Genomic DNA, 20,133 nt, shown 5'->3' with positions numbered 1-20,133 from the left:
CATATTTTTTATAAATCTATTTTTACGAATTTCCCTTCTTCTTTGGTATCCGCTATAAACCACGCTGGATTTCCTAATTCGTCCATTCCTAAACGTGCACCTTCTACAGGTGGCTTATTTAATGCTTCAGCACTAGATCCATTAGTAATTGGACTTATATTATCTTTTTCTGGTTTTAAAATATCCGCAGCGATGAGTTCATCAACACTAGTTATAAAAGCTTGTTTTAACTTATTAATATCTTCACTTTTAAAAGCTGTAGTCATAAAACAAGGGAAACCATCCCATATATGGATACCTTTTTCTCTAACCAAAACAAAAAGCAATTCTGAATACGGTATTTCTTCTAAAAATTTTAGTCGCCATAATGACCCAAAATATTTTATTTCCATAGGTAACCCACGCTTTGCAAACTCTCCATTAAGATCCTTTGCAAAGTTTTCAGTGATACTATTAAGATTTTTTTGAAGCGATTCACCTAACTCTTTCATGTGAATTAATGATGCTTTAGCAGCAGCAAGCGCAAGTGGATGGCGAACAAACGTACCCGCAAAGTAAGTAACACCTGCTTCTGGATATGAAGCGTCTCCATATTGCCAAAAACCACCATCTAGTGCGTCCATACAATTTTTAGTTCCCATAATGGCTCCAATGGAAATACCTCCACCTATTACCTTACCATATGTCGCAATATCGGCCTTGATACCAAACAAAGCTTGCGCACCACCTGGATGCATACGGAAACCTGTGATAACTTCATCAAAAATAAGTACAGTTTCTGAAGCTTTCGTTATCTCTCGAACTTCCTTAAGAAATTCAACAGGCTGAAATTCAGGTCTACGACTTTGTACGGGTTCTACAATAACAGCTGCAAGTTCATGCGAACGCTTACGGATAATTTCTAAACTTTCATCTGTACCATACTCTAAAATTAATACATTTTGTACCGATGGAGAAAGGATACCAGCTGCGGCTGGAAATGTTTTAAGACTTTTTGAACCTCTTACAAGAGCTTCATCATTTATACCATGATAAGCTCCAGAAAATGCAACCACAAGTGAACGTCCAGTTACAGTTCTTGCAATACGCATAGATCCTAAAACAGCTTCTGAACCTGTATTACATAAAGCAGCACGGTCATGTCCTGTAAACTCACAAAGCAACTCGCATACTTCACCTGCTAATGGATGCTGAGGACCTACCTCATATCCACTCTCTATTTGTTCATGTAAAACTTTTGTTATAAAATCTGGTTGATGCCCAAATAAACACGAGCCAAACCCATTTAAAGCATCAATATATTCGTTACCGTCTATATCCCAAAGGCGATTCCCAGAGGACTTATCAACCACTAAAGGGTAAATCAAATCTTTAGTCAATGGCTTAAAACCAGATACGACTCTTGGATCAGCCATATAAGCTCGATGCTTTTGAGAATAAGCTTTACTACTACCCGTTTTTTTGTTATATCTTTTTATAAGTTCATCTAAAAATGACTGTTGATTTAAATCTAATTCCGCTGCTTGTCGATCAATCTTTGGGGAAGCTCCAAAGGGTTTTTTATGTTCCTTAATTTCTTCTTCAGAGCGCGTTTCAACTGTAGAATTAATTGTTGGCTTAACTTCTGCTTTCGAGGATTGCGGAACTACTGTGGATTGCGGAACTGTTTCTGATGCCGAAGTTGAAGCTACATTATTTCCTTTTAACAATTCCAATTGCTTTCCTAATAGTTGCAACTGTTGCGCTATGAGATCTATTGCAGAGCCATTATTACTATATGTAGCACTAGTATTAGAGGATTGAACTGGTGCCGGAACTTGAGTGGCTACAGTATTCTGAACAGGTACGCTTACAGAATGAGTAACAGGCACAGGTGCATAAACATCTTTCGGTAAAATCTGGTCTAAATGTTCTGCTAATAAACTTGGCGTCCCTAATTCGTCATTTAACTGACGAAAGGTTATCGGTGTTTTAAACTCATTTTTACATGTGATAGACATTTGCGTTAGAACGAGAGAATCAAGTCCAAGCTCAAGGAAACTATAATCGTGTTCAGACGATTCCAGTTCTATTCCAGACGTATCCATAATGATATCTGAAATTTTTTCTAAAAGCGTCGTTTTTCTGTTAGGTTGTATAGCAGTATTCATTTGAGTTTGAGATTGAATAGGTTGATTATTATTTGATTCGGTTAATCTAATAGTAGTATTAGTAACTACTTCTGTTAGTGGTGGATCTACCCAACAGTGCTTGCGGTCAAATACATAAGCTGGAAGCCATACCTTTTGCCTAGATTGACCTTTATAAAAGGCTTGCCAATTAGGCTCTATACCTTTTAGCCATAGTTGACCTAATGCAGATAATACAGTATGATAGGAATTTTCATGTTCACCAGGAGCAACTAAACTTGAAATAGAGCTTGCCGATTTTGGCCTCTTTTTTTGTTGTGACAAAGTGGTTAATGCACGACCAGGACCAACTTCCAATAAAACAATATCTTCCAGCCCAAGTGCTGTTTCCATAGCATCTGAAAAGCGAACAGTTGCACGCAAATGATCTGTCCAGTATTTTGGGTCTGTAGCATCAGAATCACTCATCCATGTTCCTGTTACTGTAGAAATAATAGGTATTCTAGGAATATTTAAGGTTACTTTATTGATTTCAGTCTCAAATTCCTTCAAAACAGGATCCATCATTGTGGAATGAAACGCATGGCTGGTTAATAGTAATCTATTTGGTATTTCCTTTTCATCTAAAATTTTTGCAAATGCATTAATAGATTCGTCTTCACCAGAAACCACAGCTAATTTATCTGAGTTAACGGCAGCAATACATAAACCTTCTGGCAGTATTTCAGATAGACTCTTGTAGGTTGATCGAACAGATAACATACTACCTCCTGGAAGATTACTAACTAACTTACCTCGAATAGCAACTAAAAGTAAAGCATCCTTTAAATTGAATATGCCCGCTAAATGTGCCGCAACAAATTCACCTATACTATGACCACAAAGTAAAGTTGGTTGCATTCCCCAACTCATCCAAAGTTGAGACAAGGCATATTCTACAACAAATAATGCTGGTTGGGTATATTGCGTATCCTTTAATCGATTTTCAGCCTCTTGTGAATTAGTTTTAGGATAAATAATATGTCTAATATCATAATTATAGGCGTCTTGTAATATTTGAGCGCATTGATCTACAGCTTGAGTGAACACTGGTTCATGTTCATAGAGTGCCTTTCCCATTTGTAAATATTGTGCACCTTGTCCTGGAAAAAGAAATGCAAAATTGCTTGGTACAGCTCTTAAGTCTGAAGATTTAATAGAAGCTGATTCATTTGCTAATATTTGCTCAATAGCATTTTCTGAATTATTTGCTAAAACAAAACTACGTTTGCCAAAAGTGTCTCGAGTGGTACTAAGTGAGTAGGCTATATCTGTTAATTTTACTTCTGTAGCAGACTTTATATAATTACCCAACGCTTTTTTATATCCGTCAAGACTATTTTCAGATTTTGCAGACCAGGTTAAAATTTGTAACGGCTTACCGTCACTAGTCGCTATAGGTTTTGTTTCATATTCTTCAACTACAACATGTACATTGGTACCACCTACTCCAAAAGAACTGATGCCCGCACGTCGTTTCCCTTCACAATTCCAATCAGAGAATGTATTATTTACATAGAATGGGCTATTTTCAAAATCAATAGCTGGATTCGCTTCAACATAACCTAAAGATGCTGGAATTTTTTGATTTTTTAATGCCAATATCGTTTTTATGACTCCGACGACTCCTGCTGCACCAGTAAGATGTCCCATATTACTTTTAATAGAACCTACTGCACAATAATTCTTTTTCGACTGCTCCCCAAATGCATCATGAAGCCCCTCCATCTCTATTGGGTCACCTATTGGAGTTGCCGTACCATGAGCTTCTATATAACTAATTTCAGAAGGTAATACATTGGCATCATCGAGAGCTCTAGATATAGCGCCAGATTGCCCTTCTACACTTGGTGCTGTAAAACTACCCTTTCCACCACCATCGTTATTTATACCTACGCCCTTAATAACTCCGTGTATTTGATCCCCGTCATTTATTGCAGACTCCAAGCTTTTTAGAAGAATTACACCACAACCATCACTAAAAATAGTTCCTTTTCCGTCTTTATCAAATGGACGACAACGACCATCTGGACTTAACATAGAGCCTTCTTGATAGAGGTGCCCACTGTAAATTGGAGTTGTTACACTAGAACCACCAGCTATAGCCACATCACACTGACCACTTCGTATAGCTTCAGTAGCTTGTGCAATAGCTAGAAGTGATGTAGAACAAGCAGAATGAACACTAACCGCTGGACCTTTTAAGTTTAAGTGATAGGCTGTTCTTGTAGAAATATAATCTTTTTCATTTAATGTACTCGCTTGAAAATCTCCTACTTGATTTAGAAGCTCTTTATTGGGTAATACATTGTTTTTATAATATGTATTCATTCCCGTACCTGCATAAACACCAACAGTTCCATCATAATGCTTTGGGAGATAACCAGATTGTTCTAAGACTTCCCAGGCTATTTCTAAAAACAGACGTTGTTGTGGATCCATTACTGAAGCAACCTTTGGGTTTAAACCAAAGAATGCAGGATCAAATTCTTGAGCAGAACGGACAATACCTCGCGCTTTAACATAAAGAGGGTCGTTACGTAAAGCTTCGGAAATTGTAGCATCTAATTCTTCTGAAGAAAAAAATGAAGTTGTTTCCCTTCCTTCTTTGAGAACTTCCCATAATTCTTGAATAGTATCTGCCCCTGGAAATCGACCTGCCATACCAATTACTGCAACATCTCTAGAGCCATTAGATTTATGATCTCTTTTAGTAGATTTTTTAGTCTTAACTTTTTTCTTAGGCTCTAAATAATTAGAGATTTCAGCAATCCTAGGGAACTGATATAATTTAGTTACAGGTAATTTATAACCATAATTTTTTAATAGCAAAGCTGTTACCTTTTGCGCTAATAATGACGTTCCTCCTAATTCAAAAAAGTTGTCATCAATCCCAATTTTAGGCATTAACAATAACTCGGTCCAAACTTTAGCTATGTTTTTTTGAATATTTGTAGTTGCTGCTTTAAATGGTGGTGCTGAATCTGGTCTACTATATTGCGGTGCTGGTAATTTTTTCTTGTCAATTTTACCACTTGAAGTTCGCGGAAAATCTTCAACAGCAATAAAATATGAAGGCATCATGTATTCTGGCAACAAATCCGAAACTTGCTGACGAACATCAGCCATATCAAAACTGTTTTGATTGGGTTGTATATATGCTACTAGTTGCGTTTGCCCTCCCAAATGATTTGAAGCTATTACAACGGTTTGAACAATACCAATTATTGAATTAATTGCTAATTCGATTTCGGCCAATTCAATTCTATGCCCACTAATTTTAACTTGATCATCTTGACGACCAAGAAACTCTATGGTTCCATTGGGTAAATATTGGGCATTATCACCAGTTTTATAAATACGTTTATTTGTGCCTTCTGGAGATTTCCAATTAACAAATTTTTCTTCTGTTAATATTTTATTGTTTAAATATCCTTCAGCCAAGCAATCACCAGCAATACACAGTTCGCCAAGAGTTCCATCTGGCACAACTTCCTGTTTATCATTAAGAATAAATATTGAGGTATTGCTAATAGGTTTACCAATGGTTGGTAATGCTGGCCAATTAGAAGGTTCTCCTTCTAGTTTTAATTCTGTAACCACATGGCATTCTGTAGGCCCGTATTGATTAAATAGCACACAACCTCTAAGTTTAGTAAAAAAGTTACGAACTTGAGATGTAATTTTAAGTTGTTCGCCCGCAGTCATTATTTCTTTTAGGGATTCAGGATAAACCTCCGTACTTAAAGCCGCTTCTGCTAAAGCTTGCAATGCTACAAATGGTAAAAACAACCTATTAACTTGCTGCTTCTCTATATAATTTAAGAGCGCAACCATATCTAACCTTAAGACATCATCAATTAAAACAAGGGTACCTCCATTACTTAATGTAGCCATGATTTCTTGAAATGAAACATCAAAACTTAATGGCGCAAATTGTAAAGTACGTGTACCTATTTTACATCTTGAATTTTCGTTTTGCCAATTAATAAGGTTAACCATGGCTTTTTCACTCATACAAACTCCTTTAGGTTCTCCTGTAGAACCGGAAGTATACAATATATAAGTCGCTGTATTTTTAGAGCTTGTGTCATTTATCCCATTATCAATGGATTGTTTAAGTCCATTAGTTAATGGTTTAAGTCCCATTGCTATAACATTACTTTCATCCTCCTTTGTTGTTAAACAAAATGAAAGTTTTGAATTAGAAATAATGCCATCAAGTCTTTTTTTAGGATATCCAAAATCAATTGGAAGATATGCTTTAGATGCTTTTAAAATTGCTAATACGAAAATTATCTGTTCTGTACACCGTGTCGTTGGAACACCAATAATACTCTCATCTTTGGCATGATTTAAAATTAGGTTGTAAATTCTTGAGACTGCTTCCTCTGTTTGACTATAGGTGAGCTTATCTGTTTCTGTAATTATACAAAGATCATCTGGATAAGATTTTGCCGCCTTTTCAAAAAGTAGATAAACTTGACTATGTTCACTCATTTTATTCCAATTTAATAATCGTAAATATCAATATACTTAGATATACATTTGTATAATTTACAGTTTACTAAGTAATATAATATTTTAATAGTAACTACTATTTCATTAGTCTAAGTATCAGGGAAAAAGCCCAGACCGCAGTTAGTTAAATTTTGAGGGGAATTTTGACGAAATTTAAATAAATTTTTAAACCTAATTAACATAAATTAGATAAATCGTTTCTTTTGTCGTTCAAAATCAATAAAATCCATCAATATCAAAAACCTCTTGAGTTTTTGTTATTAAAACACCAAACATAAGTCAAGATATAATCGCTTGCATAAATCAAATAGGTATAATAATTACCGTTCGTAAAACTAACAAAATCAATATCTAACATGATAAACGAACATATCGCTATTGGATAAGACTTAAATACTAAATTATTATAAATTTTAATTTATAAAATTCCTCCATTCCTTATTATATTAGAAATTAGTCAAAATCAATAATTATAAACCACTACAGATTTATAGTCTCGGAGATATTTGATATTAATGACCAAAATATTTTAGTCTAATTTGAAAATTTCATCATAATCATTAGTTCTTTGGAAACCAACCGCTCTGTATGAGTTCTTTCTTTTTGCTTGTTGTAATTAGAAACTCTAAACCCCATAATCCTAGCATAACTAGAAAATATATGACCGCAAAGGTGATGTATGTAGGAGCCCCTCCAGTTGTCGGCATTATTGGTAGTGACACGGCAGTATAGTTCACCATAGTCTGTAATAAAAGAACACAAAGACCACTTTTAGTATGTTTGTAAACAAAAGCACACATACCAGAAAGTCCCATAAAAAATAGGAACGCAGGTAAAATTGGGATTTCAGGAAATGTACCTTCTCCAAGAATTAATATGGGAATAAACCATAAGGTCCAAAACACAGCAATAATTTGACTTGCATAAAGTGGCTTCACGATTTTTGACAATTGCCGAATACAATAACTAACCCAAACCACTTCTCCAAGGAAAGCCCAAACAAAATTGGCAATATACCCTCTAACAGTTGTTGTAATAAGAGTAAAAAACGTAGAATATTCGACGTCATAATAGAGCGCCTTTAATAATAATGTTATAGTCGCTATGGTTGTAGGAAAAATTAAACACAAAAAAAACCATTTTGGATGCACTTTCCATTTTAGCATGGGCTTAAATAAATCTCTTATGCCTTCATTTCCTCTAGTATATTTTATTATACAAATTAATATAAACAATAGAAGACAAAATCGACCTGTATTATACATAGAACGCGACATCAAATCGTGAATCCTAGCCTGAACAAAAATGATATTGGATAAGGGGCCAAGTACTAGAAAGATCCAAATCTCATATTTTTTTACAAAAGCTTTCAAATTCATTTAATTTATATTTTTTTAATTGATATTTTTCGTAAAAATAATATTTTCAAGGTCTTATAAGTGCCAAATTCAAACCAAATAATATAAAGAATCGATTGGGCTTTAATCAAAAGACTATGTTTGTAAATCATATTTTTTCTATTATAGATGTGGTAAAATTATGATTCACTCAATTCACCAAAGCTTCCTTGACATTAAACATTTTTCCCACAACCACTTTATAAATCTTAACCATCCAAGCTAGTTTAGGATAATGAATTTTTGTGTTTAAATATAGTTCATCCATAAAGAAATTCCAATTATATGAGTTTACATGAGAGATTGCAACGGTAAGATTAAAATCGTGCATATAAGTGGTATGCCACCAACCTGCAGGTATAAATAAGGTTTCACCAGGATTTAATGTCGTTTTTACAGCTTTTGCATTCTTGAATAATGGGAATTTGTCATAATCTGGATTCAAAATATTGACAGGACTGTGATGGTGATGTCTTTTATCTGGATAAAAATAAGGGGTTTGGTCGGGTGAGTATAAGATAACATCTTTCTTTCCTATTATTTGAGTGATTTGAGAATGTACTCCGAGCCAATCGAAATGAACGGTTGGAAATGAACATCCGTATCCTCCAAAAAACAATTCATGTTGATTAGTATGTTTGGCGAAAAAATTACTTAACAGGCGACTGTTTAGTCTATTTGATTTTCCGTATAATATTTCTGGTAAATCTCCAAAGTTTTCAGGAAAATCACGAAGAGCGTCATACGTATTGGGATAAGGAGCTTTATTTTCTGGTGTTGATGTTTGACATAAATCAATTATTTCTGATAATGAATAGGTTTTACCATCAATGGTTTTAGATAAGTGGTTGTAATTGGATTTCAAATACTCGATTGTGAACTTTTCTGATGATGTCCATTCAGCTTTATCAGTAATTACAACAGGTAATGAAGTTTTTACATATTTATTATAAAATGCTTTTTGGGACAGCCCATTACATCTATCAATTTTGGATATATTAGCACGACTTTTCATTTTTTTCTAACTTTTTAATTATAAAGACAAAAACTATTTAACCTTTTAACACAATCATTACCCTATTAACATCATTAATAAATAGGATAAGAGTTTTAAAATGAATCGCTACTAATCGTTACTGATTTGTTTCTGTGAAGGGGACTACTATCTTAAATAAAATCAGTAAAACTTAAGAAAGTTATAAATTCAAACATAGTCAATTATATTTAATTAAACTGATTTTTTAACAACTAAAAAGTTAACAAACAACAGCTTACAACTAAAAACACATTTAATTATGTTATAAATTTCTTACATTATCGAATTCTCGTTTTTTCAATAAAAACAAATAATTCATAATGATTTCAAAAAAAAATAGTCATGTTTTCTGACGTTTTCAAGTAGCCATAAAACAGCATAATTATTTACTCTTGTAAAAAAAATATTGAAATAGATTATTTATTAGCTCGCTAAGAATTTTTTGAATTTTAATGGTAGCTAATTGGTTATAAATATGCAGAATAAACGTAAAACAGGTATTCCAATATTTAAAAATAAATACGAGTTCTCAAAAAGAAGCGATCCTAATAGAAACACTTGGGCACAAGATCATGAATTTTAAACTAAAACTAGAATGTCATAAACTATGGTTCGTTTTTATCAAACTTCCTTAGCTCAATATATTAAATGAAATTATAGGACTTTGAAAACAAAAAAAATCAAAATATTGAATATCTAATATTAATATTTTGCACCAATGAAAGTTTGAGTCCCACCTTTAAATCCGGTTTTTTGTGAAAAATGCCATAAATTGAACCCGGCATTTTTAAAAAGTTTAGGATAGTTATGCGAAAATGAAGGCTCTTTTCCATATAGCTGCGAGTTAGGGTTTGTTTCAAAATTATGATCAACACCATTAGGCTCTATAGCTACAAAAAATGTTTTACCCAATCTATGTACTTGATTCAAGAACTCTTGTAGTTGTTGTTCTAAAAAATACTCTAAAACACCATCAGACGAAACAAAAATAGTATTACTACTTCCATGTTGGTTAACCCAATCTGAAGCATCTGCAGTGACAAACTCTACTCTTTTGTTATTACTAAATCTTTCTTTATTGATTTCAATCTGATCTGAACTAAGGTCAATACCAACAAAACGATTTATTTGCGGAAATTCAGCACTAAGGTAATTAAGAACTTCCCCATTACCTGTTCCTATTTCTACAAGCGTATCAAATTCTTCGGACTCATTTAACAATTCCTTTTTTAATAAATCAAATACAAAGCTACAGTTTGGTAGAAAATCATTTTCAAATTTATCTTCTGTATCAGAAAAAAGCTCAGTCGCTTCTTTATTAACCCAAAAATTTCGATTCATCTCTGCAATTTTATCGTAATCTTGAATCTTATCAAGCTTATTTACAAGAGCAAAGCGCATTAACCTTTCAGGGATATTTAAATTATTTTTATTCTTATGTATTAAGGTAATCCTATTTTTTGACAATTCGCTAGCCTTTTTCGGAAATAAAAACACAAGAATATTTCCTAAAACTGCTGCAAGCTTATGAATAATATTTGATTGGTTACTAATACTCATATGAAATAATTTTATATTAAATATTTATTCTATTCTAATGTTTTAACAAAAGTGTAAGTTACATTCAAAAACTTAAATGTGCAGTCTTTAACTAAAAAAAACAGCGCAAATTACTAAAAATCAAATACATAAAATAAACACAAGTGTATTACTCTTTGAATCACAAAAGAGTAACGCAATTTTATAAAAAAAAATAACATGATCGGTTTTTATCCTACGAAAGGTGAATATCTATGTTCAGTGGTTCAGATTATTATAGATAAAAATTTGAAACGATAAATCGTCAACAATATTTCATTTAGAGATTCTGAATTATTTAAAATTGAACTTAACTAAAAAAAAGTACCAAAAACAATACTACAACATGTAAAGGTTTTAGTGTCAGTAATAAAAATAAACTTATATTTAGTTTCCTGGTAAACCAGTCATCGCAAATATCATAACGAATAAAGCTACTGTTTCTACAATAGCTATAACCATAATATAGATTAATTTTTACCATATAGAAATTGAGTACCTAGGCTTTATGACTAATTATTCTAATTTATAAACAATTATCACATTAATTACCTTTTTGTCTCAATTACAACATAATATTTTCAGAGTAATTTCATTCGAAACATTATATTCGTAAAATATAATGGACTCACTCACACAAATCGTTTTAGGCGCTGCCGTTGGCGAAGCAGTATTAGGCAAAAAAGTAGGTAACAAAGCTATTTTGTATGGCGCCATTGCTGGTACTATTCCTGATTTAGATATTTTTGCTTCTCACTTTACGGATACCGTTTCGGCATTAGCAATCCATCGTGGATTTACCCATTCAATTGTATTTTCAGTACTTTTTGCCCCCGTTTTGGGATGGCTTGTATCGCGATATGAAACCTACAAAGATTATAAAGGTTGGGCTTGGCTATTTTTCTGGGCATTGATAACACATCCTATTTTAGATGCGCATACCACTTGGGGAACACAATTATTTTGGCCAATAGACTTGAGACTCGCTTTTAAGACCATATTTGTTATAGATCCGTTATATACGTTTCCTTTTTTAGTGTTTTTGATTTTAACGATGTTTCAAAAACGAACATCTAAAAAAAGACGTCTCTATAATGGTATCGGTTTAACTTTAAGCACCGCATATTTAGCCCTAACCTTCATTTTAAAAGATGCAGCATTAACACAATTTAAAAGCGCATTACACACTCAAAATATATCTTACAACCAAATAGACACTAGGCCTTCACCATTAAATACCATTCTATGGAATGCTAATGTAGACACTAAAAACGCCTATTTATTAGGCGAGTATTCATTTTTTGACACCAAAGTGATAAGCTTTCAAAGCTATCCTAAAAATCACGAATTGTTAGGCAACCTCATTCAAAATGAAAAAGTAAAGCGGATGATTGCGATTTCAGAAGGTTGGTTCACCATTTCTAAAATAGACGATAAACTATATTATAATGATTTACGTTTTGGACTGTTAAATTTAGAACCACAGTCTGAAAGTTTTGTATTTAAATATTTAATTGATGTTGATGCTTCCGGAAACGTTAATTTTATAGAACAAGAACGAACACAGCGCGATGGCAAAAAACTAATGAGTGCTTTATGGGAAAGATTAAAAGGAAATTAGATTTAACGCCGCTAATAAATAAAAAAGTATCGACAGATAAAGCAATCATTTATTGAAATGAGCTAATCTTCTAGTTCTTCAGGTCTTATCTTTAGATTGTACTCTAATCCTTTTATCAATACCTTATGGAACTACCTATAATATTGGTATTTATTATCATCGGCATCAGTATTTTACTGTTTATTACAGAGCTTTTTCCGGTCGATAAAATTTCGTTTTTTATTATTGTAGCATTAGTCTTGCTACAACTCACAACTCCTGAAGAAGCCATCAGTGGTTTTGCCAATCCGGCAACAATTACCGTTTTAGCATTAATGATAATAGCGGTTGGACTTGAAGAAAATGGTGTCATTCAATTACTTTCTGATGGCATTAAGAAATTAAAAATATTATCGCTCATTTTATTAACGCCAGTGTTTATGATTATATCAGCAAGTATATCTGCTTTTATAAGCACAACAGCTGTTGTTATCATCTTTATAAAAATAATAACACGATTATCAGAAAAATATGGGTTTTCATCATCGCGACTATTAATGCCTATTTCATTTGCTGGCATTTTAGGTGGAAGTTGCACGTTAATGGGAACATCTACTAACTTAATAGTAAATGCAATTGCTAAAAAACAAGGAGTCGAAGCCTTTAGTTTTTTTGAATTCACTCGATATGGCATCATTTTTTTTCTCATTGGGTTGGTAATAATGACCTTGGCTTCACGTTTCTTACCAAAGAAAAAACAAAGAAATCTATCGCGTGATTACGACATTGAATCGTACGTGTTTACTATAAAAGTCACGGAAGATTCTCCATTAATTGGGCAAAGGTTTGGAGACATTGAATTTATGAACCAAGAGGATGCTAAATTGTTAAAACTAATTCGAAATAACCAAGTCATTAATGATCCAGGGAAATATATTAAACTCATGGCTAATGATAATTTAGTGTTGATGAGCGATTTAGATAATTTTCAAACCTTTATGAAAGAAAACGGATTTGTTCTCAATGAAAAAAGACAAAAGCAACAACTTGAAAACTATAACAAAGATGAACAAAACGATCTTACGTATATTGAAACCCTCATTTTACCAGGTTCAAATCTCATCGGAAAAACACTAAAAGGCTTGCGTCGCATCTCTTTTGAAGGCGCATTTCCTATTGCGATTAAAAAACGACAAAATTTAAGAAATACACAAGAACGCTTATTACGAAAAAACATCGAGGAGATTAACCTTAAACCAGGAGACCGTGTTTTATTAGAAATGCAAGAACATAAAATTTCAGATTTATATAATATAGAAAATATTGCCATTTTAAATGAACATGAATTTAAACGCCAGGTTTCAAAATCTAAAAGGACGATTGCACTATTAATTTTGTTAGGGGTTATTTCACTTGCAGCTACAAACGTGATTAGTATTTTAACGGCATCATTAGTTGGAGTTGCTGCAATGTTATTAACCAATAATATTCAACTTGAAAGCGTTTATCAAAAGGTGAATTGGCAAATAATATTTTTACTCGCTGGTATGATTCCTCTTGGCATTGCGATGACGAATAGCGGAGCAGATGTGTGGTTATCTCAGCATTTACTGAGTATAATGAATAACCAAGAGCCAACCATAGTTTTAGGATTACTATTTGGCCTCACCATAATTTTATCTGGTGTTATTTCTAATAATGCAACGGCTATAATTATGACTCCAATTGCGATTGCTGTTGCAAGTGGATTAAATTTAGATATAAAACCATTTTTATTCGCTGTTATGTTTGGATCCAATTTTAGTTTTTTCACACCTGTTGGATACCAAACCAATACCCTTATATACGGAACAGGAGTTTATAAGTTTAAGCACTTTTTATTTATTGGAGGTGCTTTATCTTTAACACTTTGGATTGTTGGAACATTCCTATTATCAATGGACTTTTAGCTTACTTTGAAAAAAGAAGAGGCTACTGTTTTACATCGTTGCAATAGCAATACAATCGGCTAAACGTACTAACTAGAATACGAGGCCTCTTGCCCAGCCTCTTCTGCCATTTGGCGTCGTATTTGTTTAATGGTTAATGTACTACCATCATGGCTCCAGCCTGGAGGACCAAAAACATACATAAACTTATGATACCAGTTCTTCGATTTTTTCATATCCTCCCAGATATTTTTGTATTCGTGAGTTAGTATTATAAATAAGTTATAAGAGTTTGGTGGAGTTGAAACTCCGTATTCGATAGGAATAGTTTCATCGAGTTCTTTCCAAGTTCCAAAAATCCTATCAAAAATATTCAGAAAACCACCATGGTTTTTATCCATATATTCAATATTTCTTGCATGATGTACTTGGTGCATGGTATGCGTATTTACAAACTTCTCTATAAAACCCATTTTCTTAATATACTTTGTATGCAGCTGAAATTGCCATAGCGCCTCAATACCTAAACACACTACAAGCATTTCTGGTGGAAAACCGATCATAACAATCCACACATAGAAAAAAGGTTTGTAAAAAATAGTAAACCAACCATTTCTAACAGCAGTTCCTAAATTAAAATTATCAGAAGAATGATGTACGATATGCGCTGCCCAGAAAAAACGAACCATATGATTTTGTCGGTGAAACCAATAATAGGTAAAATCATCTAAGAGCATACAAATGACCCAAATGTACCAAACATATCCAAAAGACTCGTATCCCATAATATTTGTACGAACTCCATTAACTATTGGATTGAAAATATTATAGACAAAATCAAAAATCACTATCATTGATACCGTCTTTATCAACGCTGCAATTACGGCCGATCCTATGCCTATTGAAACACTAGATAACAAATCCTTCCAATTATATAATTGTTTATCATCTAATACTTTACTGTAGGTCAGCTCTAAAGCAATAAGAGCTAGAAATACCGGAACACCGTAAACTAAAGGGTTAGTAAATTCCATTATCTATTATTTTTGAAAATTTGGATGTTTAAACAAGACTAAGCTATGCAGATAACAATATGCTAATTCTTTAAAAAAAACCTGAAAAACATGTTTAAAAAGAAATATCAAATTATTGTAACTAAATTTAATCGGTGAATATACATCAACATCACTAAACTTCCGAATTATTTTAGTTTTCGTTTTTAAATTTTTCTTAAAATCAGTAATTAATCTTGTATAAAACGACGATCACATGTCACAAATAATATTTTGGTTTTCAAAATTTACTTCCATCCACCACCAAGGGCTTGGTACAAATCTACAATGGATTGAAGTTGATTATTTTTTGCAGTAATCAATCCCAAACTAGAATTTAATGCATTTTCCTCTGCTCTTAGAACTTCGAGATAATTGGCTAAACCATTGTTCAATAATTCTTGTGAATATTCAGTTGCTAAAGCATAGGCATCATACTCATTTTGTTTAATTTCAATTTTTTCTAAAGCCGTATTATACGCAAACATAGCATCAGACACTTCCTTTGAAGCCACTAATAACGATTCCACAAACTGCAAACGTGCTTGCTCCTGGTTTGCTTTTGAAACTTCGTATTGTGTTTTAATTTTTCTTCCGTTAAAAACTGGTTGAGCAACACCTCCAATAATATTCGCGAATAATGAACTGGCACTAAACAATTCATCTAATTCTAAGCTTTGAAATCCTCTACTAGCAGACAAGGTTAAGGATGGATAAAAATTACTACGTGCAACATTTGTTAATTCAAAAGCTTGTCTTAAATTATATTCTGCGGCGATAACATCAGGTCTGTTACTCAATAACTGAGATGGTACACCTAGTGTTAAATCCGTACGTACAACTTGTTCTGCTAAAGTAGAACGCTCTATATCCTTTGGCATGTCACCTAATAAAATAGACAATGTGTTTTCTAACAAATGCGATTGCTGTTTTAAATCTACTAAAATAGCTTGGGCTGTGTATAACTGTGCTTCGGTTTGTTTAACACTCACTTCTGTTACATTTCCTGCCTCTTTAAGGGCTTTAGAAGTTTCTAAACTATTAATTCTTGTTTCAATAGTTTGTTCTGTAATTGTAATTTGTTCATCTACGGCCAACAACTGGTAGTAAACTGAAGCAATATTAGCAATTAAGCGCGTTTTTACAGCTTTGTGTGCTGCAATAGTTTGTAAATAACTCGCGTTAAAGGCACGCTTGTTAGATCTAATTTTCCCCCAAATATCGGCTTCCCAAGATAAGGCACCATTTAATTGATATTGGTCTAAAGAACCGCCAAAGGCAGTACCAAACTGACTGTTTTCTGAAACCTCTTGATGCGTGTATTGCGCATTGGCAGAAAGGGTTGGGTAATACCCTGCTTTTCCTTGCTTAAAATAGGCTTCAGACGCTATAATTTGCTGCAGTGCCACACGAATATCGATATTATTCTCTAAACCCTTTTCAATATACTGTGTTAGAATTGGATCTGTAAACAACGTTTTCCAAGACACATCGGCAAAGGTGAGACTATCCTGTGTTATGTTATCAGTTCTAAATTTTGCTTCGTCTATATTCAGCTCCAATTCTGGTTGTACATAGTCCTTTGCTACAAAACACGATTGCAAGGTTAACATAGTAACAACAACTAAACTGAATTTTATTATAATTGATTTGTTCATCTTGTTTAATTTCAAATTGAAAAATTAGGCTTCCTCTACTGCTGTTATTGGTTTTTTACTCACTTTCTCATGTAAATACTGAAAGAATATATACAGAATTGGAATAATAAAAACACCTAAAATAGTTCCTATCAATAGACCTCCAACAGCACCTGTACCAATGGCTCTGTTTCCTTCAGAACCCACTCCTGTTGCTAACACCAATGGCATTAATCCAAATATAAAGGCTAAGGAAGTCATTAAAATTGGTCGTAATCGTGCTTTTGCACCATCTACTGCAGCATTAAAAATAGTTTCTCCTTGTTGTCGTCTTTGTATTGCAAATTCCACAATAAGAATGGCATTCTTTGCCAACAACCCAATTAACATAATTAGGGCAATCTGGAAATAAATATTGTTTTCTAATCCAGCTAATTTTGTTGTGATAAATGCACCAAATATGCCTAATGGTAATGAGAATAAAACAGCAAACGGAATAAAATAACTTTCGTATTGTGCGGCTAAAAGGAAGTACACAAACACAATAACTAAAATTAAAATAGTCGTCGTTTGGTTGCCTGCTGCTAACTCTTCACGTGTTAATCCTGAGTACGCTGTAGAATAATTACTTGGCAAGGATGTTGCCACTTCTTCCACGGCTGCAATACCATCTCCTGTACTGTAACCCTCATTTAATGCACCTGTAATAGATGTTGAATTGAACAGGTTGAAACGCGTTACAGATTGTGGTCCAAAGTCTCGTTCTAAAGATACAAACTGTGTAACCGGTGCCATGTCTCCTGAACCCGTTTTTACATATAAATTGCTTAAATCTTGTTTATCGGTTCTATCTTCTGGCATCGCTTGGATGTAAACTCTAAACTGTTTTCCAAATCTTGAAAAATCCGCAGCATAAATACTTCCTATATAACCTTGCATAGTATTAAAAATACTATTGATATTTACACCGTATTCTTTTGCTAATGGTACATTAATATCCATTTTGTATTGTGGATATTTCGTACTGAATGATGAGTTGGCATACTGAAATTCTGGTCGTTGGCTCAACGTCCTTATAAACTCTTGGTTTACCTTATCTAACGATGCAAAATCACCACCGGAACGGTCCAATAAGTTAACTTCAACACCTGCTGCATTACCAAAACCTGGAATACTCGGTGGTGAAAAGAAAATAATATTTGCTTCTGGAACAGTAGAAGCCATAGCAAATAACTTTCCTATAATAGCTTTAACAGAGGTTTCTTCTGTAGTACGCTCACTCCAATCTTTCAATTTAACAAACCCTAAACCATAGTTATTACCAGCACCACTGATTAAACTTCTACCGCTAATTAGAGTGACGCCTTCAACACCTTCTATTCCTGCTATTTTTCCTCGTAAACTAGCATTTACAGCTGCCGTTCTATCTACAGATGCTCCTGGTGGCAATTCAATATTCGCAAATATTAATCCTCTGTCTTCATCTGGCACAAAACCTGTTGGTGTCGTAGAAGACGCATACCATATACCTGCAATAGCAGCTAAAAGTATAACCACGTTTATCCATTTATGTTTGTATAAAAACCCAATAGATTGTCCATATTTTTGGGTCATAGCACTAAAACCAACATTAAACGCATTGTAAAAACGTTGCAATAGTGTACGCTTCTTTTCTTCGTCGGAATGTGGTTTTAAAAATATGGCACATAACGCCGGACTTAAAGTCAAAGCGTTAACCGCAGAAATAATAATCGCTACAATTAAGGTGACACCAAATTGCTCGTAAAATACACCTGTCGGACCCGTTACAAAAGTTACAGGCACAAAAACTGCAGCCATAACTAAGGTAATAGATACAATAGCACCAGAGATTTCACTCATGGCTGTTATAGTTGCTTTTTGTACATCTTTTGCCCCTTCATCTATTTTTGCATGTACAGCTTCAACCACTACAATGGCATCATCTACCACAATTCCAATAGCTAGTATTAATGCAAAAAGCGTTAATAGGTTTATAGAATAACCAAATAGATTTAGGAAGAAAAACGTTCCAATAATAGAAACGGGAACCGCAATTGCAGGTATTAAAGTTGATCTAAAGTCTTGTAAGAAGATAAAAACAACAATAAACACCAAAATAAAAGCTTCTATTAAAGTGTGTGTTACTTTCTCAACCGAAGCATTTAAAAACGCATTGGTATCATACGGAATTAAATAGTCAATCCCTTCTGGAAAACCTTCAGCTAACTCTTCTAACTCTGCTTTAACCTCTTCAATAATAGCCTGTGCATCTGACCCTTTGGTTTGAAACACACCTATAGCCACACTCGGATTACCGTTAGTATTCGCACTTGCAGCATAGGATTGGGCATCTAACTCTATTTTAGCTACATCTTTTAATCGTAAAAACTCACCGTTTCCTAATGATTTTAGAATGATATTTTCATACTGTTCTTGATTTTTATATCTACCATCATAGGTTATTACATAGGAAAATGCTTCACCATTATTTTCGCCCAAGGTTCCTGCCGCAACTTCCTGACTTTGTTCATTTATAGCAGCTGAAATATCTGAAGGTGCTAAACCGTAGGCAGCTAATTTTTCAGGTGTAATCCATATACGCATCGCGTAATCTTTAGCACCAAAAACGGATACATTTCCAACTCCATTAACACGTTGAAACGCAGGAACCGCATTAATTTTTAAATAATTCTGAATATAGGTATCGTTATATGCCTCATTAGTACTAAAAAAACTAATAAACATTAAGGCACTAGTCTGTTGTTTCTGCGTTAAAACTCCTGTTTGTCTTACTGCAGCTGGCAATAACGGATTAGCACGTGCTACACGGTTTTGTACGTTTACTGCGGCGATATCGGGATCGACATCCTGATCAAAATAAACTGTAATATTAGCAGAGCCAGAATTGGTTGCGGTTGACGTTAAGTACGTCATCCCTTCTACTCCATTTATTTGTTCTTCAATAGGGATAATCACACTTTCTAAAACCGTACCTGCAGTCGCTCCAGGATAATTAGCCGAAACTTGAATGGTAGGTGGTGCAATATCTGGATATTGAGTTACCGACAGGGATTTTAATCCCAATATACCCAATATAACAATGATAATTGAGATGACTGTAGACAGTACAGGTCTCGTTATAAATGTTTTTAACATGATGATTTACTATTTAATGCTTACTATGCTATATATAGA

The 20,133-nt window shown here is 33.6% G+C and carries 9 protein-coding genes; 2 read left to right on the top strand and 7 right to left on the bottom strand.

The annotated features are described in order from the left end of the window. Window positions 1-8 precede the first annotated feature (8 nt). From K1X16_RS08015 to K1X16_RS08000, 4 genes are all read right to left on the bottom strand, one after another. The gene (locus tag K1X16_RS08015) at window positions 9-6,668 is read right to left on the bottom strand and encodes a polyketide synthase (RefSeq protein WP_225035703.1); all 6,660 of its coding nucleotides are present in this window, start codon (window positions 6,666-6,668) and stop codon (window positions 9-11) included. A 581-nt stretch (window positions 6,669-7,249) separates the two neighbouring features. Next, on the bottom strand, window positions 7,250-8,068 hold the full coding sequence (locus K1X16_RS08010; protein ID WP_225035702.1) for a type II CAAX prenyl endopeptidase Rce1 family protein: 819 nt from the start codon (window positions 8,066-8,068) through the stop codon (window positions 7,250-7,252). Window positions 8,069-8,237: 169 nt separating this feature from the next. Continuing rightward, a complete protein-coding gene (locus tag K1X16_RS08005) occupies window positions 8,238-9,101 on the bottom strand; it encodes a cupin-like domain-containing protein (RefSeq protein WP_225035701.1) in 864 nt (287 codons plus the stop codon). Window positions 9,102-9,824: 723 nt separating this feature from the next. Further along, window positions 9,825-10,682, bottom strand: a complete 858-nt coding sequence (locus K1X16_RS08000) for a class I SAM-dependent methyltransferase (protein WP_225035700.1) — start codon at window positions 10,680-10,682, stop codon at window positions 9,825-9,827. A 640-nt stretch (window positions 10,683-11,322) separates the two neighbouring features. On the opposite strand from K1X16_RS08000, the gene K1X16_RS07995 reads away from it, so the two are divergent. Next, the gene (locus K1X16_RS07995) at window positions 11,323-12,321 is read left to right on the top strand and encodes a metal-dependent hydrolase (RefSeq protein WP_225035699.1); all 999 of its coding nucleotides are present in this window, start codon (window positions 11,323-11,325) and stop codon (window positions 12,319-12,321) included. A 125-nt stretch (window positions 12,322-12,446) separates the two neighbouring features. Beyond that, entirely contained in the window at window positions 12,447-14,249 is a 1,803-nt protein-coding gene (locus K1X16_RS07990; RefSeq protein ID WP_225035698.1) for an SLC13 family permease, read from the top strand. Window positions 14,250-14,317: 68 nt separating this feature from the next. On the opposite strand, the gene K1X16_RS07985 is transcribed toward K1X16_RS07990, so the two are convergent. The 3 genes from K1X16_RS07985 to K1X16_RS07975 all read right to left on the bottom strand — a co-directional run bounded on the left by K1X16_RS07985 (window position 14,318) and on the right by K1X16_RS07975 (window position 20,094). Continuing rightward, the gene (locus tag K1X16_RS07985; protein WP_195871734.1) at window positions 14,318-15,262 is read right to left on the bottom strand and encodes a sterol desaturase family protein; all 945 of its coding nucleotides are present in this window, start codon (window positions 15,260-15,262) and stop codon (window positions 14,318-14,320) included. Window positions 15,263-15,528: 266 nt separating this feature from the next. Then, on the bottom strand, window positions 15,529-16,938 hold the full coding sequence (locus tag K1X16_RS07980; RefSeq protein ID WP_195871733.1) for an efflux transporter outer membrane subunit: 1,410 nt from the start codon (window positions 16,936-16,938) through the stop codon (window positions 15,529-15,531). Window positions 16,939-16,962: 24 nt separating this feature from the next. Further along, on the bottom strand, window positions 16,963-20,094 hold the full coding sequence (locus K1X16_RS07975; protein WP_195871732.1) for an efflux RND transporter permease subunit: 3,132 nt from the start codon (window positions 20,092-20,094) through the stop codon (window positions 16,963-16,965). Window positions 20,095-20,133 lie beyond the last annotated feature (39 nt).

It is taken from the genome of Winogradskyella sp. SM1960 (assembly GCF_020179375.1).
Lineage (GTDB): Bacteria > Bacteroidota > Bacteroidia > Flavobacteriales > Flavobacteriaceae > Winogradskyella > Winogradskyella marina.
The sequence above is the reverse complement of the archived record's forward strand: the minus strand, read 5'-3'. Positions and strand labels throughout refer to the sequence as shown.